We start from the raw sequence: 23,109 nt of genomic DNA, 5'->3' as shown, positions 1-23,109 counted from the left end.
AGAAGGGAGCATCACAGTGGCCAAAACATACAGAACCGTTTCCGGAACGGTATTTGATATAATGAACTATTTTTTTCTGGGGTTATTTGCTGTAGCAGCCGTCCTGCCGTTTATTTACGTCATATCGGGCTCGTTCGCAACGGATGCGGAGCTGACGAAAAGAGCGGTGTTTCTCATACCGGAGACGTTCTCCATAGCGGCATACGAATTCATTTTCTCGACCAATACGATAATGAAAAGCATAGGGGTGTCCATGTACGTCACGGTCTTCGGTACGGCCGTCAATCTATTCTTTACCGTTACGATGGCGTATCCGCTCGCCAGGCGCGGCTTAATGGGGCGTAATACGGTTTTAAATCTAGTCGTCTTCTCCATGCTGTTCGGGGGAGGGATGATTCCGACCTATCTCGTCATTCGCGAGCTGTCATTGCTTGATTCGTATTGGGCGTTAATATTGCCTGGAGCGATCAGCGCCTTTAACTTGATTATCGTCAAAAACTTTTTTCAAGAGCTGCCGCCCGGCTTGGAGGAAGCTGCAAAAATTGACGGCTGCACGGAGCTCGGTTTGCTGTGGAGAATCGTACTCCCGCTGTCCAAGCCGGTGCTCGCCACCTTTACGTTGTTTTATGCGGTTGGTCATTGGAACGATTTTTTCGCCGCCCTGCTCTATATCAATGATCCGGAGAAATGGCCGCTGCAGGTGCTGCTGCGCCAAATCGTACTACTGTCGCAGGCCGCCGCAGGAGATTTGAATGCAATGGATCCAAACTTCGTCAAACCGCCGGACCAGTCGATCAAAATGGCGGTCATCGTGGTCGGCACCGTTCCGATTCTGCTCGTTTATCCGTTTCTGCAGAAGCATTTTGCCAAAGGGGTTCTGATCGGGTCGATCAAAGGCTAACCGATGTAACATCCATCTGCCAAGAAACTGCTTGACCGAAGGCAGACGATTTTACGATATAATACAAATATCTAAGGGAGGTACATGCATGAAAGGAAATCGAAACGGGGTAAACAAATGGGCTTCGCTGCTGCTGGTTGGCGCGCTTGCCGCAAGCACGATCGTTGGGTGTTCACAGAAAAGCAATGAAACGAATAACGTAGCGCCTACCGCAGCCTCGGAAGGTGCTGCACCGACGAACACAGCAGGCAAGGAAGAGACTCCTCTTAAGCTCAACATCATGCTGCCGATTTTCAAAACGAATTATCCGAAGGATGACAGCCCGGTTGCCGCCGAGATTGAGAAGAAGACGAACACGGACATTCATTTTGAGTGGGTGCCGAACGCTTCCTATGTCGACAAATTCAATATTACGCTGGCATCAGGAAAGCTTCCGACCATCATGTATGTACCCGATGTGAAATCCCCCAGCTTCGTTAATGCGGCCAAATCAGGCGCATTTTGGGAGATCGGCGGTTATCTGAAGGATTATCCGAATTTAAGTGGAGCCAATCCGGTCATCTTAAACAATTCATCCGTCGAAGGCAAAAATTACGGCATTTACCGGGGCCGCGCCCTGGGCAGAAACGGTGTCTACTTCAGAAAGGATTGGCTCGATAACGTTGGACTGCAGGTACCGGAGACCATTGACGATTTCTACAATATATTGAAAGCGTTTAAAGAACAAGATCCGGACAAAAACGGCAAGGATGATACGTACGGCATGGTGATGGTCAAATGGACAGGCGGATGGGCGAGCGGCTTCGACAACATTAAATTGTGGTTCGGAGCACCAAACAAATGGGGCGACGTGGACGGAAAGCTGGTGCCCGACCACCAAACACCGGAATATCTAGAAGCTTTGAAATTTATGAAAAAGCTTTATGACGAGAAGCTAATAAATCAGGACTTCGCCATTATGGATTCGGCAAAATGGACCGATCCTGTCGTGAATAATCAAGCAGGCGTTATCATTGACGTAATCGACGGCGCGGCGCGTGCCGATGACAAAATCCACGCAGCGCTCGCCGCCGAAGGGAAAGATCAGCCGGATGTTCACTTCATGGATGTATTTGCCGGCGTAAAGGACGCCGAAGGTGTGCTTCAAACACTCCCTACTTCAGGCTTTGCCGGCATGCTGGCGGTACCTAAATCAGCCGTTAAGACGGAGGAGGAGCTGAGGCGCGTGCTTGCTTTCCTCGATCAGTTAAACGAGCCGGAAATGCAAACGATGTTGGGTTACGGTCTGGAGGGCAAGCACCATACAGTCGAGGAAGAATCTATCGTAATGAGCAAGGATGCGGTGCTGCTTGAGTCTGAGGTTGAAGGCTTGAACCAAATGTTAACGTTCATTCCCGAGGACCGTGCGATGAAGGTGAAGCAGACGCCGCTGCGCTTGAAGCAAGCTGAGCTGCAGAAGGAGAACGAAAAAACGATTGTTACGAACCCGGCCGAGCCGTTTATTTCTAAGGTGTATACGGAAAAAGGCGCTCAGCTCGACAACATTATTAATGATGCGAGAATTAAGTTTATCGTCGGACAGATCGACGAAGCCGGCTTCAAGGCAGCTCTGGAGCTATGGAAGAAGAGCGGCGGAGACGAGCTGATTAAAGAAATGAACGAGCTGTACGCAGCCAGCAAATAAACATTCAGCATAAAATAGGCAGAGCCCGTGTTCGAGAGCGCGGGTTTCTGTCTTTTGATCTAGTCCAAAAGGTTCATAAGCCTGCCCCAAGAAAAAGGTCTTGTTCATTTCGCCGCTGCGATATATTCTTGGACAATAGAATTGAATGCGTTTACAAGTTACGGTTCATATTGGAAAAACCAATACTAATTCGGTTGGTGAGAATATGCTAAAGGGAATAAAAACATGGTTTATACTTAAAAACAGCGGAAAAATCGGACCGAAAGGCAGGTTTTACCGAAAAAGCTTGATTATGTTTCTCATTGTAGCCAGCATCCCCGGTCTTATTACGGGGGGGCTTGTTTACGGGATTGCAGGCGGCCGTCTGGAAAGCGAATTGCTGCATCTGCATAACAAACAAATCGAACAAAGGGCCCGCAACATCGATGCTGAGCTGACGAATTTGGAGCTTATGCTTTCCCATTGGGCTTTTGACAGCAAATTTGATATCAGCCTTGAAAACCTTAATTTTATTAGAGATTTCGAGAAGGCGCATGACATTACGAAGACGCTTCTTGTTATGCAGGGATCGAATACGATGAACAAGCTTGTCGGACTTTATTTGGGAGGCGCTGATCAACCGGTTCTATTCGATCCCGAGTATGAAGCGATAACCTCAAAGCCGGTTCTTGATATATACGAGGGATTGCTGCGCTCGGACAAGGTGACCTATTGGACCGAAATGGCCTTTGATCCGCAGCGTCCGCTGGCCAAGGATTTGACCCTTGTTCACCATATTCCTGGCGGAAGCTTGCATCCTTTTGGCGCATTGCTGATTCGTTTGGATAACGAGAAGGTGGGCGATATGCTGCGTACAATGACACCGTATGACGGAGGCGAAACGTTTTTTCTCCAAGATAACGGCATGCTGCAAGCATCTACCGGCGGGAATACGCAGGAATCGCCCTTTATCGCAGAGTTAAAAGAAGAAATAACGTCGCGCGGCTCCGGTCAAGGCTCCTTCTTCTTCGATTGGAACGGGTCAACCTATACCGTCACATTCGGTAAGTTCTCACGGATCGCAGATAGCTGGACGTACGTCTCAGCTTCTCCGATATCGAGTATTACAGCGCCTGTCGTATTCATTTCAAAACTAATATTCGCAGTAAGTCTAAGCGCGCTGCTGCTTGCGGCATTACTCGCATGGCTCGCTTCCCGCAGCATGTATTCGCCTGTTAACCGGCTAATGACGGTGCTGATGGCTGGCAAAGCGTTCCCGCAGGAGCAGGATGACGAGTTTTCGCTCATAGAGCGCCAATGGCATAATTTGAACAGGGAGAGCACGGAGCTGCATTCTAAGCTGTCGGAGCAGCTTCCATACGTGAAGGAAAGCTTTCTTCATCAGCTGCTGCATGGACATCTGTACGCCTATTCGGAGGAAGACCTACTGGAGAGGATGGAGCGGTACAAATGGAAGGTGGACAATCACCGATTTATTGTTCTGTATATGCAGCTGACAGGCATTACGAGCTTGGAAGGGAAATTCAAATACGGGGATGAGGGGCTCGTTACGTTCGCGGCAGTCAATATGATCGAAGAATTCGCCTCCCAGCACTTCGAGCAAAGCAAAACGATTAATTTCCACGATCTTGCGGCAGGAATGCTTCTTATCGTGCCAAAGGACGGTTCATATGCCCAGGAGCTTCAAGAGTTTGGCGAAGAACTGACGCATGCCGTCAATCTCATTTTGAAAATGCGGCTAACGATCGCCATCAGCGAGCCTACGGATATTATTTCTAATATCCCGTTATCGTTCGAAGGAGCAAAGCACGCGGCCAGCCAACGCAATTTCGAGAACGAAAATCAGATGATTGACATAGGCCGGCTTCATGCCAGCGGAGAAAGAGCCGAGGAGCCGCAATATCCGTTCACACTGGAACGGGAGTTTATCCAGGCGCTTCGGACCGGGCAGGAGTCGGATGCTTACGGGCTTTTGTGCGATTTTCTTAATGCCTTATCGTGTAAAGGGGCGAAGGCCGTCGACGTGCAGCAGGGGATGCTCCATTTGCTTGGCAGCGTACAGCATGCCATTATGGTTTCCGGCATTCAACCGACCCGTCTATTCAAATGCGCGAATATGTATGAGCAGCTATCGCAAATACGGGAACCGCAGTTAATTTTGACCTGGTTCCAGGAGCGGGTGTGCGAACCGTTTCTTAAGGAGCTGGGCGGCCGTTCGGATTCCCAGGTTAAGAGGCTGATCGAGCAAGCGATGATTTATTTGCAGCAAAATTACATGAAGGACATTTCGCTCGACAATTGCGCCGACCATATCGGCACGAACCCGTTTTTTCTGAGCAAGTCGTTCAAGCAGGTTACAGGGAAAAACTTTATTGATTATTTAACCGGACTCCGGTTGGACAAAGCGAAGGAGCTGCTGCGGGAATCCGCTCTCAAAATCAATGACGTGGCCGAGCAGGTCGGCTACCAGCACAGCTACTTCAACCGTATTTTCAAAAAGCTGGAGGGAATGACGCCAAGTCGTTACCGGGAGCTCACCCAAGCGGAATGAACGGCTCGCAATATAGTGCAAATCAAATAAAAATGTGCAAGGTTTTTTGATGATGGATTCAAAAAAGTCTCATTGTATGCAAGCGGCCTCCTCTTTAAGATGTTGTTAAGTATGATGCAAATCGACACATCTGAGGAGGGGTTCACCTTGGTATCACCATTATCTGTTAAGCTGCGTTGGTTAAAGGAACCGGCCGGTGCCCCGGTCGGATTGACCTGGGGCATTCCGTGGATGGAAGGCGAGCTGTTAAGAGAGGACTCGCTTGCTCTAATTGACATTGGCAGGGGAGAAGCGGCAGCGATGCAAAGCTGGCCGGCTGCTTTTTGGCCGGACGGCAGCATCAAATGGTCGGCGCATGCGGCAGTTTCGCTAGACTCTGCGTCGCCTGAAGGCTACATGGTTGTTAAATCGGAGGGTGCTGCAGCGTCTAAAAAGGTAATTGTTCAAGAATCGGAGCAGTCGATTGTGCTGGATACCGGCGTTATCGTTTGTACCGTGAACAAGCAAGGAGATACGATCATCGGCAGCATCTTCCGGGACGGTGCTCAGGTCTGTAACGGAGGCACGCTTATCTCGATCAAGGAAAGCATAAGCCATCTATCGGGTGAGCGGACTATACGGGAGGAAAGCTTCAAAAGCCGCATTCATAAGGCAGTCGTGGAGCAAAGCGGACCGGTTAGAGCCGTCGTGAAGCTGGAGGGAAAGCATCGCTCAGAGTCCGGCAAACGGGAATGGCTCCCGTTCTCGCTTCGCCTATATTTTTACGCTGGCCTGGAATCGGTGCGAATCGTACATACCTTTCATTACGATGGGAATCCGAGCTCGGATTTTATTAAAGCTTTAGGCCTATCCTTTAAAGTTCCGATGAGGGGGGCCTTATATAACCGCCATGTTCGACTTGCGGGCGACAGCGGCTTTTTCAGCGAATCGCCAAAAACGCTGCATACCCGCCGGACGAAGGGCAAATATCGCGAGCTGTTCGAGCAGCAAACGCAGGGGGCGTCAGTCCATTTCGACGACAAGGAGGATGAATATTTTCTCGGGCTTCTGGACGATTCGGCGGTATGGGACGATTACAAGCTGGTGCAGCGTTCCTCGGAGCATTACGCTGTTTGGAAGCGCACAAAGGAGGATTGCTGCTGGCTGAAGGCGGCCGAAGGAAGAAGAGCGGGCGGTCTTGGCTACATAGGCAGCGAGGGCGGCGGTCTGGCAGCAGGAATGCGGAGCTTTTGGGAGAAGCATCCTTCCGGTATGGAGATTCATGGAACGGCTAAGCGGGAAGCTTGTTTCAATATCTGGTTTTGGTCGCCTGACGCCGAAGCGATGGATCTTCGGCACTATGACACGGAAACGCATGTGGAGTCGTCTTATGAGGGTGCTGAAGAGCTGCGGGCAACCCCTTACGGCATTGCAAATACAAGCGAGCTTATGCTGTGGTGTACTTCGGAAACGCCAGGGCCTGAGCAGCTGCAAACGATGCGGAAGCAAATGGAGTCACCTCCGTTGCTTGTTTGTGAGCCGGAGTATTTACATAAAACGCGCGCGTTCGGCCTATGGAGCCTGCCGGACCGGAGCACGCCAGCCAAAGCGTATTTGGAAGACCGGCTAGATAGCATTGCTGCCTTCTACCAGAGCGAGGTCGAGCAGCGGAAGTGGTACGGATTCTGGGATTATGGCGACTTTATGCACAGCTATGATCCGGTCAGGCATGTGTGGAACTATGATTTGGGCGGCTGCGCTTGGCAAAATACGGAGCTGGTGCCGAACATGTGGCTGTGGGTCATGTTTCTACGGTCGGGCCGCGAGGATTTGTTCCGGCTTGCCGAAGCGATGACAAGGCATACGAGCGAAGTTGACGTTTATCATTTCGGCGAATATGCGGGGCTTGGTTCCAGGCATAACGTCGTTCATTGGGGCTGCGGGTGCAAGGAGGCGCGCATCGCAATGGCCGGACTTCACCGTTACTATTACTATTTGACCTCCGACGAACGGATCGGGGATCTCATGGACGAGGTGAAGGATGCGGATTACTCGACCGTTAATCTAGATCCGATGCGCGCTTATTTTCCAAAGGATGAGCACCCGACACACATTCGGATCGGACCGGATTGGGCGGCGTTCAGCTCCAATTGGATGACCATGTGGGAGAGATACGAGGACACGTCTTACCGGGACAAAATTTTAGTAGGCATCGACTGCGTCAAACAAGCTAATTTCGGTCTTATTTCAGGGCCGACATATGGCTACGATCCTAAGACTGGGATATTAACCCCGCTCGGAGACGACAACTGGGGCCGCCATCTGGCGATTTGCATGGGCGCGCCGCAGGTATGGTTCGAGCTGGCGGCCATGCTGAAGGACCCGGTATGGGAGGCCATGATGGCCGATTTCGGCATTTACTATAATTTACCTCAGGAGGAGAAGGACAAGGTGACGGGAGGGGCTGTCAGCCATGAGCACTTCAATCATCCCGTGCTCAGCATCGCAATTGCTGCGTTCGGAGCTTTCTATAAGCAGGACGAGGCGGCAGCAAGGCATGCGTGGAAGGTGCTGCTGCAAAATCCCTTCTCAATTTCACATCTTCAGGAAGAGGCAGCTTCCGTTATTTATGTTGGCGAATTGAAGGAGATCGATTGGATTAATACAAACGAAGCGGCACAGTGGTCTTTGAATACGATTATTAGCTTGGAATTAATACCGGAATGGCTGCCGGAAGAAATCACCCGGGTGGAGCGATGATTACGCCGGAATGGAGGCTGCTCTACAGCAATCCGCTTCGCTCCTTCAATGATGTTAAGCATTTTCGCATGGAGGGGAGCGGTGTCGCTACATTTCCGATGGGGAGGATGCGGCTCGAGAGCGCGCGGGAGCCGGAAGACGGCCAGCAAGCGAATTTTGTGCTGTGGTGTCCGGAGGACTTCCCTGCCGATATAGCGGTGACCTGGGAATTTAGGCCGATTCGTGAACCGGGCTTGGCGATTCTATTTTTTGCAGCAGCTGGCGCGAATGGAGTCGATTTGTTCGACCTGTCGCTTGCACCGCGTACGGGCGAATACGAGCAATATCATCACGGTGAAATCGATGCCTTTCATTTATCCTACTATCGAAGAAAGTGGCCGGAAGAGAGGAAGTTTCACACCTGCAATTTGCGGAAAAGCTACGGTTTCCATCTTGCTGCGCAAGGTGCGGATCCGCTGCCTTCGGTCTCTGATTGCTCATGCTCATACCATATGCTGCTTATGAAACGCGGCCCTCGTATCGATTTTTCGATTCACGGACTTACCATACTGTCATGGGAAGATGACGGCATAGCGTTCGGACCACCGCTCGGGGCGGGCAAAATCGGCTTTCGGCAAATGTCACCTTTTATTGCGGAGTATGCGAATTTGAATGTGTACGGGCTGCGTGAGCAGGGATAGTTCGGAGAGACGGTGAAAGTAAATCCGTAATACCCGAAACCCGCTAAATCCATTTGTGAGGGAGGAATTTTCAGATGCCGAAAATATTATTGTGTTTCCCGGAAGGCAGGCACAAGGCGTTAACTATGAGCTACGACGATGGCATGATAGCTGACAGAAGACTGGTGTCCACGTTTAACCGTTACGGAATTAAAGGTACTTTTCACCTAAACAGCGGATTGTTCGGTACGGGCAACCGCTTGACGGAACAGGAAGCAGCCGTCTTGTACACAGGGCATGAGGTGTCCGCCCATACGCTGACCCATCCGACGATCGCGCGCTGCCCGAAGGAACAGATCGTATATGAGATCATGGAGGATCGAAAAGGCTTAGAACGGCTTGTCGGGTATACCGTTCGCGGTATATCTTATCCAAACGGATCATTTAACCAAGAAATTAAACAGATGCTTCCCGCTTTGGGAATCGAATATGCGCGTGTCGTACAAACGACCGGCGGCTTCTCTATGCCGGATGATTGGCATGAATGGAAACCAAGCTGCCATCATAATGACCAATTGATTGAGAAGACGGAGACCTTTATCGGGCTTCATAAATCACAATATTTATATCTGATGTACGTATGGGGACACAGCTACGAATTTGACAATGATGATAACTGGGAGCTCATTGAGCGCTTTTGTGAGCTTGCCGGCGGCCGCGAAAATATCTGGTATGCCACAAACATACAAATCGTTGATTACATGAATGCATATAATCAGCTGAAATTTTCAGCAGGCTTGGATTTCGTCTATAATCCGTCGGCGCAAAGCGTGTGGATTAACGTCGATGGACGCATCGTAGAAGTAAAAGGCGGCAGCCAAATGGGGTTTTCATGAGGGGGATTAGGATGAAACAAGAGACGTTAGATGCGGTTCTGCTGGGAGAAATAGATATTAGCGCTGCTGGTCCGCGCTGCAAGATGCTGCTCGGCGATTTGAATGGAGACGGCCGGTTGGAGCTGCTCCTCGTGCAGCCCGATAACCGTCAGGATGTGCGTTATATCCCCCATCAGGTGCAATGCTTAACCGCATTCGATCTTCAGGGCAACTTGCTGTGGCAGACGGGAACGCCGGATCCGGGAGCGGGCAGCCAAGGCTCGGACTATCCGGCCCAAATCTACGATATCGACGGGGATGACAAGCTTGAGGTTTTGTGTGTGATGGACGATCAGTTTCATGTTTTCGACGGAGCAACCGGCAAGAAGAAGGAATCTTACCCGCTGCCTGATCCACATGCCCACGACTGTATCATCATTGCGAATCTATCCGGCGGAGAACGGGCCACCGATATTATTTTGAAGGACCGCTATCATAAAATGTGGGCATTGGACCGGCATTTCAATCTTCTGTGGACACATGAGGGCAATCCAGGTCATTTCCCATGGGTTTATGACATCAATAGAGACGGAAAGGACGAGGTGATGGCTGGCTATGATCTGCTTGATTCGCAAGGCCGCCTTCTCTGGGGCTGCAAAGATTTAGACGAACACGCCGACTGCATTTGGGTAGGGGATGTGAACGGGGACGGTGAACCGGAGCTCGTCATCGGCGGCAGCGTGACGGTAATGTATGACCGCGCCGGCAAGGAGCTGTGGCGCCATGAAGGGTCGGTGGAGTCCCAGCATATCGCGCTCGGCAGATTCCGTAATGATTTGCCCGGCCTGCAGATCGCAGGCTTGGACCGTCTCGTGCGCGAGGATGACGGACGAGGACTCAAAGGGAAGGACGCTATGTTTCTGCTTGATTCGGAAGGGCGAGAGGTCTGGAAGGAAGACCGCAAGACGGATGGCTGGCTAACCATAATCGAAACATTGCGACACTGGGAGGCGGACTCGCCAGATTATATTTTGGCTTACCGCAGGGGCGGAGGCGTATTTCCTACTTTGTACGACGGCCGGATGAATCCCGTCGTTCAGTTTCCTGCAAACGGTTATGCCGTGCATGCCGATTTGCTAGGTAGAGGGACAGAGCAGGTTATTATCTATAACGATCTAACCGCCTCTATCTATTCAAGTAAGTTTGCTAAGCTGGGTGAGCAGCCAAGCGGCGGCCGGCAGCTGCCGCAGCCGAAGCGTCTTTACAGCTCGACGCTGTATCCGGGAGGAGAAGCTTGAGGAAAGGGGAAGAGCGTATGCATACGTACCCGTATTTTGACCAGCAGGGATCGATTGCAAATATCGCTTCAGGAAACGAGGAGCTTGAGCTCGCCGCAGTCGCGAACCGATTTGTCGGGTCTCATCCGAAGTTCCTCCGGTATATCGTACGCACACGACGATTGGGTTTCGCCGCGGGAGCGACTACCGGTATGAGATGAACCTGACGGAAAAATGGCCAGAGCTTGCGGATGGGCAGTTCGTCTATGTGTGGGGAAAGTTATGGGGCGACCAGGATGAGGACAGTCCGTTCAGCATAAGCTGCTATGGTTCGGTAAACGTATATGTGAACGATATAAAGTCGTTTGCTTCCAATACCGGAAGCTGTCGATGTGGCGAATATTCATCCTGTTCTAGTAGAGGGCAATTTTTACATTACAAAAAACGATTGTTTATTCCCGGATTGCAAATCATGCATCATGTATACGATTATAAGTTCGATAAGCCTAATGGTGTGCCGTGGGGACGCGGCAACGGCTGGGTGCTCTTCTCATTGTCTGAGCTGCTTGTCCATTGCAGAGTAGAGACTGTCGATTTATTGAGAACTGTTTTGAAGTGAACGGAAGCATGCAGAGAATGTATGTGGTTTTTCGAATACCATTTACAGGATCAGGGCTTAAATCGCGTTTTATGTATGAAATTTCGAACAGATTCAATTGATTCGATGTGTTGCCGCACATTATCTATGATTTTTCGCATACAATTTGTGGTCTCCAGCCGATTTTCGAAGTTATGAACAGTTAATCGACAGTCTCGAATGTACAGCAGAAACAACTCTATTCTGAAATGTATACATATAGTGGCGTTTTCTGTTTCATTTCTGCAGTACAGCTCCTTATATCGTGCATTATGTGAAGTTTCTATTGTAGAAAATGCAATAGCAGCTACGAGAATTGGAGCTAATATCATCATATTTAATGCAGACAGGGGCAGTCCAACAGGTCTAAGGCCTAGATGGACTCCCCCTGTCTGCGTTATAGAACGAAGCATCATGCTAGTGTGATTTTTTAAAAGCCGTTATCGATTTAAACGGTGTTACTTTGTTTTTACCCGTCATCTTTGAATGGTACATCGCCTCATCGGCTTGTTTGATCATATCCTGAACGGCTTTGCTCTCTTTGGAGGTGCTGAAGCCTACGCTTATGGTTACCGGCGTTTCCTGCTCGACTCTGCGGCGAATCGATTCGGCCACAAGCTCTGGCTTCACACGTTCGGTGCTAATGCAGGCCACCAGCTCTTCCCCGCCGTAGCGACCTGCCGCCCCAATGCCGCTTGACTCCTCTTTTATAATTTCAGCCACTTGCTTAAGTACACCGTCCGCTTTATGATGTCCATGCGTATCATTAAGTTTTTTGAAATTATCAATATCGCAAAATATAACCGCGATTGCCTTACTACTGCGAAGCAGCAGTTCTGCTTTCGCTGCAAAATGACGGCGGTTATACAGACCGGTCAAGCCATCCATAATCGATGATTGATAGGTTGACATCAAACGCTCGATGACCCATTCAAATAAAAGAATAAATAACAGCGTGAAGTATACGATCGGAAGCAGATGACCGAGCAAAATTAGCCATGAGAGCGAACCGTGAAACACATAAGCATTCGCGAGGCGGGCTAGTTCATTGGCGAAGAAGACGATAAGGCTCATATAATATTTAGAGGTCAGATCCGCGCTTCTCGTGTCGAGCATGATCATGAAGATCACAATTAGCCCGTAGAAGTCGAGCGCGGGAAACGTAAATGCTTCGGCGTTCAGCAAGGTTTCCGAAGTAAAGGGAGTAATTGCAAATTGAATGCCTGCGATCACAAAAGTCAACATACTCATAATAATAAACGGAACGACTTTCAATTGTGCCGTGCGAGGAGTATATAATTTCATGAAAACAAAGTTTATAATGATAAAAGAGATGATTTGTAAAATGTTAAAAGACAAATAAAGCCACGGGGTTAATGACCAGCCCGGATAGGCGAGAACGACGAGCAGGCATTGCTTAGCGATTATAATAGGTATAGCCGTAATGAGTAACCGGTAAATCCGTTTGTTGCGGTAACTGACGTAAAGCCTGACCGACATAATAAGCATTAAAATAAGGATGACGATAACTGCCGATGATGAAAGCAGCTGTCCGCTCAGCCCTGCAAGCCATTGCATAATTGTCATGAGTTAACCACCATTGTCTAGTATTAGGTTCAGTAGCTTTACAGAAACATATGTTCTAATATATCATGTTTTACGGTAGACGAATAGTTTTTGCATATGCATTACGTTGAAAGGATGGGACATATGAACATATTGCAAGCCTTGTTTTTTCCTCCGGAGCAGCCGGGCGGAGTATCATCGATGGTCCCGTACATTCAAGAACGGTTTATTAAGCTTGGTTGGCAGATGGAATTATTTTCGCTGCCTAAACGAGTTAGGGGCAAAGGACAGGAAGAGGTTTTGTTCGAGACATTCGACTATACGGAATATAGAGGAAATAAAATCGTAGATAAATATATTCAAACCTACCGGGATTACGTCTGGTGGACGAAAATGCGCATCAAAAAGCCGTACGATATTATTCATGCGCATCACCCGATTGCGGCGCTTGTCATGAAGCAGCTGTTCCCGGATACGCCGCTTGCGGTCACGATTCACTCCAGCTACGAGCGGGAGCTTATTTTGAACGGGAAAATAAAAGAGGGAGGACCTGAGCACCGGTTTCTCATGAGCATCTACGGGGAGCTGGAAGCAAAGGCGGATCAGCTGCTCACCGTTTCCGAGTCGTTTCGATCGTACATCGGAGCCCATGTGAAGCAGCCGGAGCGCATTAAAGTCATTCCGAACGGTTTTGATGAAAAACGATTTAAGCCGATCTCGCATGACAATGCGGTCACTCAGCTAATTACGGTGTGCAGGCTTGTACCGGCCAAAGGGCTGGATATCTTGCTGCATGCTTGCGCGGAGCTTAAAAGGCAGGGACATCCGTTTGTCCTCCACATTATCGGCGATGGACCGATTCGCGAAGAGCTTGAAGCGTTGGCAGTAAAGCTTGATCTATACGACGATATTATTTTTTACGGATATATGCTTCACCCGGAAGAATTCATGCCGTTCTTTGACGTGTTCGTGCTGCCATCGCGGGCAGAGGCGTTCGGCTCCGTATTCGCGGAAGCGGCGCTATGCTGGCTAGCGCTTGTCGGTACGAATGTAGGCGGGATTGCTGAGCAAATCGATGATGGCGTAAACGGATTGCTCGTACCGCCTGAGGATCCGGCAGCGCTGGCCGCAGCGCTTGAGAAGGTCGTAACCGATCCAACCTACCGGTATAATCTTGCCCGGGCAGGCTGGGATAAGGCAAAAAAGGTATACTCGCTCCAGCGCGTCATTTCTCAGCTGAAAAAAGTGTACGTTCAAATGAAGCCGGAATAACGGTTGACTACAACGGTATAGGTGGGGAAGGAATGACTGTACCATTTCGATTTATCCATGCTGCGGATCTGCACCTAGACAGTCCGTTCCGCGGACTTGCGAAGGCTCCGGAACGGGTACGTGATGCATTGACTGATTCAACCTTCGCAGCGCTGCGCCATTTGACGCAAACGGCGGTTCGGGAGCAGGTTGACTTCATAGTCCTTGCAGGAGATTTATTCGACGAAGCCGACCGTTCGCTGCGCGCGCAGCTCATGCTTGTGCGGGAGTGGGAGAAGCTGGAGGAGCACGGTATTGCGGTGTTTGTCATTCACGGCAACCACGATCCTCTAAACGGTGCAAGAGCCGCACTAACGCTGCCGCAAAACGTGCATGTTTTTGGAGCGGATCAGATGGAATATCGGCCGGCTTATCGCAGAAGCGGTGAGCTGGCTGCTTTTGTTTACGGCGTATCCTATGGTACGCGGGCGGTAACGGAAAATTTGGCGGCGGGTTACCGTATCCAGCCGGAGGCGCCGTTTCATATCGGGCTCTTGCACGGCAATGTTGACGGAGACGGGACGCATGATCCGTACGCGCCATGCACGCTTGAAGATCTTACCGGCAACAAAGGCTTTGATTACTGGGCGCTCGGTCACATTCATCATCGCAAGGTGCTGCATCAGTATCCGCATGTCGTATATGCAGGCAATACACAGGGGAGAAATCCGCGTGAAACGGGGGCAAAGGGCTGTTATGTCGTGGATGTGACAGCTGCACGCTCCATTCAGCTCACCTTCGTACCGCTCGATGAGGTACGCTGGCTGGATAATGCTTTCCGGATCGATGATATTTATTCGGAGCAGGAGCTGCTGCAGCAGCTGTTTGGTCTGGTTGAACAGCTGACCCTGGAGGCTGACGGCCGTTCGCTCATGCTGCGGCTATATTTATCCGGCCGAGGTCCATTACATAATAAATTGACTGAAAGTGCCGTTGTCCGGACGCTGCTCGAGCAGCTGCAGGAAGGTCAGCGGCTGACATCTGGAGAGCCTTGGGTGTTCGTCTACGATATAGCGGTGAATACGGGAGCGGAGCTCAATTGGAACGAACTGGAAGCCGAAGACAGCTTTGCAGGAGAGCTGTGCCGCTTAAGCGCCCGGCTGGCTGAAGATGAGTCGGAATGGCGCGATTTTGCCAAGGATGCGGTTAGTCCGCTCACTCATCATGCGAAGCTTGGCAGGCTAATGCGCAACAATTGGGACGAGCTGCCTGACCGATGGCTCAAGCAAGCCCGGGAGCTGACGCTCGGATTGATCCATGGGACCGGGAGGGACGAGCCATGAAGCTTTTGAAGGCTGAAATTGACGGTTTTGGACAACTTTATGGACAGCGTGTTCCGATGGATGCCCCTGTGATCATTGTGTATGGTCCGAATGAAGCGGGCAAAAGCACGATGTTCAGCTTTATCCGATCGATGCTTTACGGTTTCGCAAAACGGGGACAAGCAGCTCTGCGGCAGGAGCCGGTTAACGGAGGGAAGCACGGGGGAAGATTATTTTTCACCGATCAGTCGGGCAAGCGGTATGTGCTTGAGCGTTACTCGGCTGATGGCTCAAGCAAGCTGAAGCTGCGCGGACTGGGTGATGTTGGAAATGTTGAGCAAGCGTCAAATGAACATACCGGCGGGTATTTGGAGTTCGGTCAGACCTTTGCCGATGAAGTTATCCTTACGCAAGCGGATTGGGAGCGGCGCTTTCTCGGTAATGTAACGGAAAGACTGTACCGTCAATTATTCGCAATTACGCTAACGGAACTGCAGGAGGTTGGAGCGTTATCGGGGGAGGAGCTCGGCCGTTATTTGTACCAGGCCGGGTGGGACAGCGGGAGATCGATTGCAGCAGCGGAGAAACGGCTTGTTCAGGAAATGGAGCAGCTGTTCAAGCCGCGCGGCACGAATCAGCAAATCAATCAGCAGCTAAAATCGCTTGAGCAGCTTGAAGCGTCATTGCGGAAGCGGGCAGATGCGATTGCGGCATACAATGAGCTGACGCAGCAGGCGGAGAAGCTTGATCTATCACTGTTCCGTTTGGAGAGCGAGCTTCCATTAAGTGCTGCCCGGCAGCAGCTGCTTAATAAAGCCTGTTCGGTTAGACCGCTTTGGATGCGGAAGCAAAAGCTGATCTTGGAGCGAAGTGCCGTTGCTTATGCTTCCTGCTTTTCGGCGCAAGCGGAGAAAAGCTGGGAAGAGCTGATCAGGCAAAGGACGGAACGGCGTGCTGCTGCTGAACAAATCCTCCATAAGGAACAGCTGCTGGGGCTGCAGCTTCAATCAATCGCCTTTGACGAACGGTTTATTCAGATGGCAGATGAAACGGATGCACTGCTGCAAACCGCCGAAAGCATGCGCAAGCTGAGGTCGGATAGAAGCGAGATGGAAGCGGAGCTTCGTGAGCATGATGAGGCAATTGCGCGGCTGGTTAGCAGCATTGCGCCGGAATGGACGGAGCGGCAGCTTCGGGAGTTTCACGTGACGGTTGCTGATCGTGATTTTGTAAGGCAGGCGAGGCAGCAGCAATTCGATGAAGCGCGGCAAGAGGAAAGATTGGCCGCTGAGCTTGAAGCGCTTGCGCAGCAGGAGCGGGAGGCGGCTTATGCTTGGGATGAAGCGGAAGCGGCTGTAGGGCGCGAAGCGGAACGCCGCGAGCGGGAAGACGGCGCGGGGCTCCTATTTTTGCCGCGCACGCGTGATGCGCTGAAAGAGGCGTGGAACGCCGTCGATAGCGCGCTCCGCGAGTGGGAGCTCGAGCGGGTGCGCGCTGCCGGCGCCGCCGCAGCAGCGGGCGGAAGCGGGGCGGCTGGCCGCGGCGCGGCAGCTGCGGGCCGGGGCGGAGCCGGCCCGCTTTGGGCTGCAGCGGCAGGCGCGGGCGGTGCAGCGCTGGCGCTTGGCGCTGCTGCGCTTAGCGGCGCTGCCGCGGGCGAAGCGGCCGGCGGAGCCGGCATTGGTGCGCTTGCGCTGGCGGTAGCAGCGCTGGCGCTTGTTGTTGCCGCGCTGGCGCGTAGCCGCAGCGGCGGCCGTGCGGCACGGACGGCTAGCCTTGCAGGGGACCGGTCCGCTAGACTAGCAAAAGGCGAGAACGGACGTGCATGGACTTCCGCGGCTGGCGGAAGAATGCGCGGCCCAGGAGGGTTCGCTATAGAAAGAAGCGAGGAGAATACGGCGCTCGGCGAGCGGGAGTTGCGAGTTCGTCATGCAATGGCAGCGCTCTTACGAGAGCCAGAAGCAGCAGCATCGGCAATATTTGCCGCGCTGCAAACTTCACATCAGCATTCCGCGCCTGAATATGCGCAAGCTGCCGAACAGGCTCGCACACAGCTGCGCGCCGCAGTTGAAGCCCGTCTCGAGGCGCTGCAAAACAGCGAGCGCCTCATCGACAACCGCAACGAGCTCGCGCGCCGCCTGGACCGGCTCCGCGCGCTCGCCCGCGAGCGCAGCGAAGCAGCCGCCGCCGCTGCGCAAACAAAACAAGCCGCCGCCCGGCAATGGGCCGGCTGGCTTGCAGCACGCTCACTGCCGGCATCGATGTCGCCGTCAGCCGCGCTCGAAGCGTTCGAGCTCGCCGAGCAAGCTGTGCAGCGGCTGCACCAATACGACCGGCTGACAGCTAAGAAAGCCGCCGCCGACAAGCAGCTAGCCGCTTTCGCTTTGCAAGCGGCAGCATTATGTGAGGGATTCGATGAAGCGTCCCGCCAGCTGACTGCTGACCCGGCACTCGCCTTGCGGCTGCTGCATGGCGAGATACGCCGTCACGCAGCTGCGAAGCACGAAGCGCGCGGCATGGAAGCGCGCCGAGATGAGCTGCGGCTGTCCTTAAAAACCGTTGAAGCACAATTAGAAGAGCTGGCAGCAGCGATAGCTGCTCAGATGGAAAGCGCCGGCGCACAGAATGAAGCTCAATATGAGACTGCGCTTGAGCATCGCCGGTTAGCAGCTGAGCTGGACCTCGAGCTGTCCAAGCTCGACCTGGAAATAACAGCAGGTATGGCGGAGGATCGGATTGCCGAGCTGGAGGAGCTGTATGTATCCAATGACGAGGAGCGGCTTCAAACGCTTCAAGCAGCCTCGCAAGCCGAGCTTGAACAGCTTGAGAAGCAGAAGCGCGAGCAGCTGGAGCAGCGGGGCAGATTGCGGCAATCGATCGATCATTTGCTGAAGGAAGAGGAGCGGCAGAAGCTGCTCGCGCAGAAGGAAATGACCGTAGCGCAGCTGGAGGCAGATGCGGAGCGTTATGCCGTACTTTCGATAAGCGCAGCATTAATTAGAAGAACAAAACGGATATACGAAGAAGAACGGCAGCCGGTCGTGCTACGTAACGCCTCTCGCTATATCGCGAGCCTTACTGACGGGAAGTATATCCGCATACTGTCGACTGCGGGGGAGCCCGGTATTCGTTTAGAATCGTCGGATCAGCATCTAATTAACAGCGAGATGCTAAGCCGCGGAACGGCTGAGCAGGTATATTTGGCCATGCGCCTCGCATTGGCGGAGGAAGCCTCGCAGTCGATAAAGCTGCCGTTCATGCTGGACGATGTGTTCGTCAACTTTGATCGCGGCAGGCTGCAAGCCGCAGCGAAGCTGGTGGCAGAGTTATCGGACAGCAGGCAAATGATCGTTATGACTTGTCATGAGCATGTGCGAGATGCCCTGCTGGAGCATTGCCACGGAGCAGCGCTTGTCCTTATATAGTCCGTTTATGCTGCATAATGGTATATATTTGTCCAATTTACGTGTGCGTGACACGCTTGCGGATAATTAAAATGAGCCAACCGAAGCTAATCAAGCCGAATAACGGGTAAAGCGTAGATAGCAGCGTACCAAAGCCAATTTGGCTGGCGACATAACAAATCGCGAGAATAATAAGAACAATTAAGCTGCGAGCCCACTTTAGCCGTTCGTGGAGCTGTAAAGTAAGTCCGTAGATGTCGGCGATGAGTGTCGTAAAAATCTCAGCGAAAATTAGAAAAATATAAATGAATTGAACGCTATGTCCAAGCTGGCTGGCGATTCCGCCCATCGGAATGGCAAACTGCCGGATGCCCGGCATATAAACCGACAATGCGATATGACCGGAAAGCAGCATAAAGCCGACTCCAATGCCGCCGAGCCATGAGCCGGCAATGATCGTTTTTTTGTCCCGTATTTCTGCGCCGAGCGGCACGAGTACCGCTTGCGCCATGGACAAATTAAACGCGGTATACAAAAACGGGGACGCCCACGCTGCCCAAGGGGAGAAGTCGCTGGCCAACGTCATAAATTTGTCGGCGCCGGGTGACCGGAAGGTATTAATCATAATTAGTACGGTGAACAGCAGCATGACAGGGACGACGATCGCGTTAACCATCAAGATGGCACTCATCCCTTTGCGCAGTAAAAAGTAACAAGCAATCACTGTGATGAGCAGCCCGGACTGATAAGAAACATTCCAATGCTCATAAAAAATTGTGCCTGCGCCGGCGAGCATGACGGCCGTAACGCCGAGAAGGACGACCAGCATGAAGTGGCTAATGAGGCGGCCGTATTTTTCACCGAACAGCGCCTTATTTAAATCCTCGTAGGATTTAGCGCGTATTTCGTTAGCTAAGAGCATCATTTTTGTGCCGAGCCAAATGAACAGAATGGTGGACAAAGCAATCGTGAATGTTCCCCAATACCCGAAGCGGGTAAAAAATTGCAATATTTCTTGACCGGTGGCAAAGCCGGCGCCTACAATCGTTCCCATATAGGTCGCAGCAATTTGCAGCACCTTGCCTGTGCGTTTCCACATCGTGAACCGTCCTCCGTTCCATAACTCCTCTATATAAGAAGGTATGTCCGAGAGGGGACAGGCATGACTTTTTTGCAAAGGATTCTGCGTATACCTTATTCGGCCTGTGGCTGCTTGATTGGTCCTAGCCGCTAGCTTATTGTAAGAAGCTTAATGGATACGATTTCGTTTTGCTCAGGGTCTAAATCCAGCTTGAGAAGGGCGCCGCTCGCTTTGTAAGTAAGCAAATAAGTCGTTTGTTTCTCCGGCTTGCCCAGCATTTGCAGCGCCTGATCGGGTTTGTCCCCAACCTGTAACCCGCTGAGGCCCGCTGAAATGTCGTTACCATAAACCTCGATATAATGAACGGCATTACTGTCGTTGATTCCGATCGCGAAGCCAGCGTATTCAAGTACTTTGATGGTCTCCGTTTCCTCTTCAAGCGTATAGCTGTCGATTTCTTTGCCAAAAAGCTTCCTGACCTTCGCATCACTGTCGCCGATTGCGACGCCATGCAGCATCGGCGCGGTTGCGGTCCATGCCGCGTCCTCGCTTTCGGTTTTTACGGTAGCCTTATCATCTTCATGATTATGCAGCGTTGAAGTTTCTGCATTCGTACCGTTAGTCATATCCGCTCTGTTCGCATGAGGCTCATCCGAAAAAAGCTCATTGTTAGTTTGCTCGGAGTACATTTTTTGAGGGCTGTCCGGCTCTTTTTCGGATTGGTCGTAGTTAAGACTACTATTGCTTATATAGGGATCAGATGGAGCCGTTGATGCGCTTTGACAGCCGGCAAGCAAAATGACAAGCGCAGATGCGGCTGCTAATACTGAAGCTTTTGATGTATCATTCCGAGTATATTTCATCATCCGAACTCCTCTCCGTTTTATGTTCAAATATAATGGGTCTCACTATAATATTATAATATATAAGACGTACAAAATAAGGAAAAAGTTGCTCCGTTTTTCGCAGATTTGAAAATATTTCCTTCAATTACTTTCATTTGTACCGATCAAACATGAAGACGTTAATAAGGTTGCACTTTTTGCCTGACCTATGGTACGTTAACGAAAAGGATTTTGGTGGAGGTAATGGAAGATGGAAACTTTAAAACAACGCATTTTGGCAGAATCATCGGTACTATCGAGAGACGTGCTGCGGATGGATGCATTGATCAACCACCAGGTCGACCCTGCATTGACTATGGAAATGGGACAAGAATTCGCTAAACGCTTCGCCGAAGAGAACATTACCAAAGTAATTACGGTGGAATCCTCAGGCATTCCTGCAGCATTTGCGACTGCGTATGTGCTGGGCGTACCGCTCGTGTTCGCTCGGCGGAAAAAGACGCTTATTGCCGATCCGGACGCCTATACCGAACGGGTGCCTTCTTTTACTAAAGGAATGGTAACCGACATTATGGTGTCGAAGCAGTTTCTAACGGAAGAGGACCGGGTATTGTTTATTGATGATATTATCGCGAACGGCGATGCCGCGCGCGGACTTATCAAAATTATACAACGTTCTGGTGCAGAGCTGGTAGGTCTTGGCGTAGTGGTAGAGAAATCATTCCAGGCCGGTGGCAGAACACTAAGGGAGCAAGGCATTCGGGTGGAACCTCTCGTTCGAATTTCGTCGCTTGATAACGGTGAAATAAAATTTGAGTAAGATGTTCCAGTACAAATGCTCTTTCCCCGTCGGTTAATATCGCTTATAATGATACAGAAGTGATCGAGGGGAGGCACAGATTATGGGGAAAATGTCCGCAGAGTTTATGTATGCGAAGTTGACTGACGCAAAGATTCACTTTGAACGCGCTCTAGATTGCAAACATACGGAATTTGATGATTTATATCCTTATATGATTGAGCATCCGCAGTTTTTTTGGTACAAACGTTACGTAGCTTGGTCTGAGCTGCTCACGATTGTGAAGCTGTGCGACGAATTATCCATCGAATGGCGGGATCAATTCACGGACCGTCAGACCGATTATATTGGCAAGCGCGTTATGTCTTCTCGTGTACTGGATGAATGGTACGAGACGATAGATACAAATGTAGGATGATGAAAGCATAGACGGCTTTGCCGGAACAAAATGAAGCGAACCTCAATGAATTGCATCAGCAAACATTGAGGTTTTTCAATAGCAGCTTGCACCAAAGCAGGATCAGGAGGAAATAGCATTGGTTAGTGAAGAGCAGCTGAATCAGTTTCGATTAAGCGGCGAAACCGTTAGAGTCGTACGGGACGAGATGGAAATTAACGATGTACTCGGAATTGTTGTCGCGTGGGACGAGTCCTCGGTCGTCATTCGCCGTCCGAACCGCCGCGTTGTAAAGCTCAGCCGGATATATAACTACGCACTGGCGTCAGAAGAACGTGCAAAGCCTTTTGAAGATGCTACATAATTGAACATAGAAAACAGCACCCTATAATCTGTACAGTTAAGGAGTGATTGGAATGAAATGTCCTGTATGTGAAGATGTTCGTATGCGCGAGGTTGTAAAGGATGAAGTGCTTATCGATGTGTGTCCGGATTGCAAAGGCGTATGGCTCGATAGAGGGGAATTGGATAAGCTAATGCAAGGTGTGCGTGAAATGCAGCAGGATATGCAAAGCGGCGGCTACGGCAGCCAGCCGCCACAGCCAAGCCAAGGCTTCGGGCAGCAGCAGGGGGGCTACGCTCAACCTGGTCAACCGGGCCAACCTGGTCAATCGGGCTATGGCAACCAACCATCTGGCGGTTACGGAAGCCAGCCGTCAGGCGGATTTGGAACGCAGCCAGGCTCACCGGGCTATGGCCAAGCGTCGCCTTCCGGCTATGGAACTGGACAGGGCCAGCAAGGCTACGGCAATCAAGGCTATGGACATGATAAATACGGTTATGATAAATACGGCCGTCCTTATAAGAAGAAAAAGACGGTGCTGGACGTATTCGGAGATTTGTTCGATTAAATGGTAGTCTTATAGCGAAAGCCTCTGTCTGAATTGAGACGGAGGCTTTCGTCGCATAAATAAAAAAAGAACCGCTCGATTTGAGCGATTCTGTTCATTAGTAGGGTGATGCGGTCGAGAGGACTCGAACCTCCACGGCTGTTACACCACTAGAACCTGAATCTAGCGCGTCTGCCAATTCCGCCACGACCGCAAATAATGTGTCAACAGGAA

18 protein-coding genes, 1 tRNA gene and 1 pseudogene are annotated in these 23,109 nt (G+C 51.1%); 16 read left to right on the top strand and 4 right to left on the bottom strand.

Annotation, left to right across the window (positions count from 1 at the left end):
* Positions 1 to 16: 16 nt before the first annotated feature.
* The 9 genes from DFP97_RS07080 to DFP97_RS07040 all read left to right on the top strand — a co-directional run bounded on the left by DFP97_RS07080 (position 17) and on the right by DFP97_RS07040 (position 11,305).
* The gene (locus tag DFP97_RS07080) at positions 17 to 901 is read left to right on the top strand and encodes a carbohydrate ABC transporter permease (protein WP_114379301.1); all 885 of its coding nucleotides are present in this window, start codon (positions 17 to 19) and stop codon (positions 899 to 901) included.
* 88 nt (positions 902 to 989) lie between these two features.
* Positions 990 to 2,585 (top strand): extracellular solute-binding protein, encoded by a 1,596-nt coding sequence (locus DFP97_RS07075; protein ID WP_114379300.1) that lies wholly within the window; start codon positions 990 to 992, stop codon positions 2,583 to 2,585.
* Positions 2,586 to 2,790: 205 nt separating this feature from the next.
* Positions 2,791 to 5,136 carry a helix-turn-helix domain-containing protein gene (locus tag DFP97_RS07070; protein WP_245975971.1) on the top strand — a complete coding sequence of 782 codons (2,346 nt, stop codon included), beginning with the start codon at positions 2,791 to 2,793 and terminating at the stop codon, positions 5,134 to 5,136.
* A 147-nt stretch (positions 5,137 to 5,283) separates the two neighbouring features.
* Positions 5,284 to 7,875, top strand: a complete 2,592-nt coding sequence (locus tag DFP97_RS07065; RefSeq protein ID WP_114379298.1) for an exo-rhamnogalacturonan lyase family protein — start codon at positions 5,284 to 5,286, stop codon at positions 7,873 to 7,875.
* Positions 7,839 to 8,555, top strand: coding sequence for a DUF1961 family protein (locus DFP97_RS07060; protein WP_181873389.1), 717 nt, complete (start codon positions 7,839 to 7,841; stop codon positions 8,553 to 8,555). Before DFP97_RS07065 ends, DFP97_RS07060 begins: the two co-directional genes overlap by 37 nt.
* A 74-nt stretch (positions 8,556 to 8,629) precedes the next feature.
* The gene (locus DFP97_RS07055) at positions 8,630 to 9,430 is read left to right on the top strand and encodes a polysaccharide deacetylase family protein (RefSeq protein ID WP_114379296.1); all 801 of its coding nucleotides are present in this window, start codon (positions 8,630 to 8,632) and stop codon (positions 9,428 to 9,430) included.
* Positions 9,431 to 9,441: 11 nt separating this feature from the next.
* Complete coding sequence (locus DFP97_RS07050) at positions 9,442 to 10,707, top strand: hypothetical protein (protein ID WP_114379295.1); 1,266 nt, start codon at positions 9,442 to 9,444, stop codon at positions 10,705 to 10,707.
* Positions 10,704 to 10,907: a hypothetical protein gene (locus DFP97_RS07045; protein ID WP_114379294.1), complete on the top strand. Its 204-nt coding sequence runs from the start codon at positions 10,704 to 10,706 to the stop codon at positions 10,905 to 10,907. Before DFP97_RS07050 ends, DFP97_RS07045 begins: the two co-directional genes overlap by 4 nt.
* Complete coding sequence (locus DFP97_RS07040; protein WP_114379293.1) at positions 10,904 to 11,305, top strand: hypothetical protein; 402 nt, start codon at positions 10,904 to 10,906, stop codon at positions 11,303 to 11,305. The genes DFP97_RS07045 and DFP97_RS07040 overlap by 4 nt, the downstream gene beginning before the upstream one ends.
* Before the next feature lie 435 nt (positions 11,306 to 11,740).
* On the opposite strand, the gene DFP97_RS07035 is transcribed toward DFP97_RS07040, so the two are convergent.
* Entirely contained in the window at positions 11,741 to 12,910 is a 1,170-nt protein-coding gene (locus tag DFP97_RS07035) for a GGDEF domain-containing protein (RefSeq protein WP_114379292.1), read from the bottom strand.
* A gap of 123 nt (positions 12,911 to 13,033) precedes the next feature.
* On the opposite strand from DFP97_RS07035, the gene DFP97_RS07030 reads away from it, so the two are divergent.
* Genes DFP97_RS07030 through DFP97_RS07020 form a run of 3 tightly spaced genes read left to right on the top strand, consistent with a single transcriptional unit; the run spans position 13,034 to position 18,884 of the window.
* On the top strand, positions 13,034 to 14,161 hold the full coding sequence (locus DFP97_RS07030) for a glycosyltransferase family 4 protein (RefSeq protein ID WP_114379291.1): 1,128 nt from the start codon (positions 13,034 to 13,036) through the stop codon (positions 14,159 to 14,161).
* Between the two features lie 32 nt (positions 14,162 to 14,193).
* Positions 14,194 to 15,483, top strand: coding sequence for a metallophosphoesterase family protein (locus DFP97_RS07025; protein WP_114379290.1), 1,290 nt, complete (start codon positions 14,194 to 14,196; stop codon positions 15,481 to 15,483).
* A complete protein-coding gene (locus DFP97_RS07020) occupies positions 15,480 to 18,884 on the top strand; it encodes an AAA family ATPase (RefSeq protein WP_181873388.1) in 3,405 nt (1,134 codons plus the stop codon). The genes DFP97_RS07025 and DFP97_RS07020 overlap by 4 nt, the downstream gene beginning before the upstream one ends.
* A 37-nt stretch (positions 18,885 to 18,921) precedes the next feature.
* Here the strand turns inward: DFP97_RS07020 and DFP97_RS07015 are convergent, their stop codons facing one another.
* A complete protein-coding gene (locus DFP97_RS07015) occupies positions 18,922 to 19,962 on the bottom strand; it encodes a YkvI family membrane protein (protein WP_114379288.1) in 1,041 nt (346 codons plus the stop codon).
* A gap of 131 nt (positions 19,963 to 20,093) precedes the next feature.
* Positions 20,094 to 20,810, bottom strand: a complete 717-nt coding sequence (locus DFP97_RS07010; RefSeq protein ID WP_147275026.1) for a hypothetical protein — start codon at positions 20,808 to 20,810, stop codon at positions 20,094 to 20,096.
* Positions 20,811 to 21,039: 229 nt separating this feature from the next.
* Here DFP97_RS07010 and DFP97_RS07005 point away from each other — a divergent pair, with 229 nt between their 5' ends.
* The 4 genes and pseudogenes from DFP97_RS07005 to DFP97_RS31385 all read left to right on the top strand — a co-directional run.
* On the top strand, positions 21,040 to 21,609 hold the full coding sequence (locus DFP97_RS07005) for a xanthine phosphoribosyltransferase (protein WP_114379286.1): 570 nt from the start codon (positions 21,040 to 21,042) through the stop codon (positions 21,607 to 21,609).
* Positions 21,610 to 21,691: 82 nt separating this feature from the next.
* Positions 21,692 to 22,006 carry a hypothetical protein gene (locus tag DFP97_RS07000; RefSeq protein WP_114379285.1) on the top strand — a complete coding sequence of 105 codons (315 nt, stop codon included), beginning with the start codon at positions 21,692 to 21,694 and terminating at the stop codon, positions 22,004 to 22,006.
* A 118-nt stretch (positions 22,007 to 22,124) separates the two neighbouring features.
* Positions 22,125 to 22,349, top strand: coding sequence for a hypothetical protein (locus DFP97_RS06995; RefSeq protein WP_114379284.1), 225 nt, complete (start codon positions 22,125 to 22,127; stop codon positions 22,347 to 22,349).
* A 52-nt stretch (positions 22,350 to 22,401) separates the two neighbouring features.
* A pseudogene (locus tag DFP97_RS31385) lies at positions 22,402 to 22,545 on the top strand (TFIIB-type zinc ribbon-containing protein); the annotation flags it as partial.
* A gap of 460 nt (positions 22,546 to 23,005) precedes the next feature.
* On the opposite strand, the gene DFP97_RS06985 reads toward DFP97_RS31385, so the two are convergent.
* Positions 23,006 to 23,089, bottom strand: a tRNA-Leu gene (locus tag DFP97_RS06985).
* Positions 23,090 to 23,109: the final 20 nt, after the last annotated feature.

Source organism: Paenibacillus prosopidis (genome assembly GCF_003337375.1).
GTDB classification, from domain to species: Bacteria; Bacillota; Bacilli; order Paenibacillales; family Paenibacillaceae; genus Pristimantibacillus; species Pristimantibacillus prosopidis.
The sequence above is the reverse complement of the archived record's forward strand: the minus strand, read 5'-3'. Positions and strand labels throughout refer to the sequence as shown.

Bases quoted from the DNA above. Each gene is read 5' to 3' on its own strand.
- DFP97_RS07055 (WP_114379296.1), top strand. From the start codon at position 8,630: ATGCCGAAAATATTATTGTGTTTCCCGGAAGGCAGGCACAAGGCGTTA.
- DFP97_RS07035 (WP_114379292.1), bottom strand. From the start codon at position 12,910: ATGACAATTATGCAATGGCTTGCAGGGCTGAGCGGACAGCTGCTTTCA.
- DFP97_RS07040 (WP_114379293.1), top strand. From the start codon at position 10,904: ATGAACCTGACGGAAAAATGGCCAGAGCTTGCGGATGGGCAGTTCGTC.
- DFP97_RS07020 (WP_181873388.1), top strand. From the start codon at position 15,480: ATGAAGCTTTTGAAGGCTGAAATTGACGGTTTTGGACAACTTTATGGA.
- DFP97_RS07060 (WP_181873389.1), top strand. From the start codon at position 7,839: ATGGCTGCCGGAAGAAATCACCCGGGTGGAGCGATGATTACGCCGGAA.
- DFP97_RS07070 (WP_245975971.1), top strand. From the start codon at position 2,791: ATGCTAAAGGGAATAAAAACATGGTTTATACTTAAAAACAGCGGAAAA.
- DFP97_RS07015 (WP_114379288.1), bottom strand. From the start codon at position 19,962: ATGTGGAAACGCACAGGCAAGGTGCTGCAAATTGCTGCGACCTATATG.
- DFP97_RS07000 (WP_114379285.1), top strand. From the start codon at position 21,692: ATGGGGAAAATGTCCGCAGAGTTTATGTATGCGAAGTTGACTGACGCA.
- DFP97_RS07075 (WP_114379300.1), top strand. From the start codon at position 990: ATGAAAGGAAATCGAAACGGGGTAAACAAATGGGCTTCGCTGCTGCTG.
- DFP97_RS07005 (WP_114379286.1), top strand. From the start codon at position 21,040: ATGGAAACTTTAAAACAACGCATTTTGGCAGAATCATCGGTACTATCG.
- DFP97_RS07010 (WP_147275026.1), bottom strand. From the start codon at position 20,810: ATGATGAAATATACTCGGAATGATACATCAAAAGCTTCAGTATTAGCA.
- DFP97_RS07050 (WP_114379295.1), top strand. From the start codon at position 9,442: ATGAAACAAGAGACGTTAGATGCGGTTCTGCTGGGAGAAATAGATATT.
- DFP97_RS07030 (WP_114379291.1), top strand. From the start codon at position 13,034: ATGAACATATTGCAAGCCTTGTTTTTTCCTCCGGAGCAGCCGGGCGGA.
- DFP97_RS07025 (WP_114379290.1), top strand. From the start codon at position 14,194: ATGACTGTACCATTTCGATTTATCCATGCTGCGGATCTGCACCTAGAC.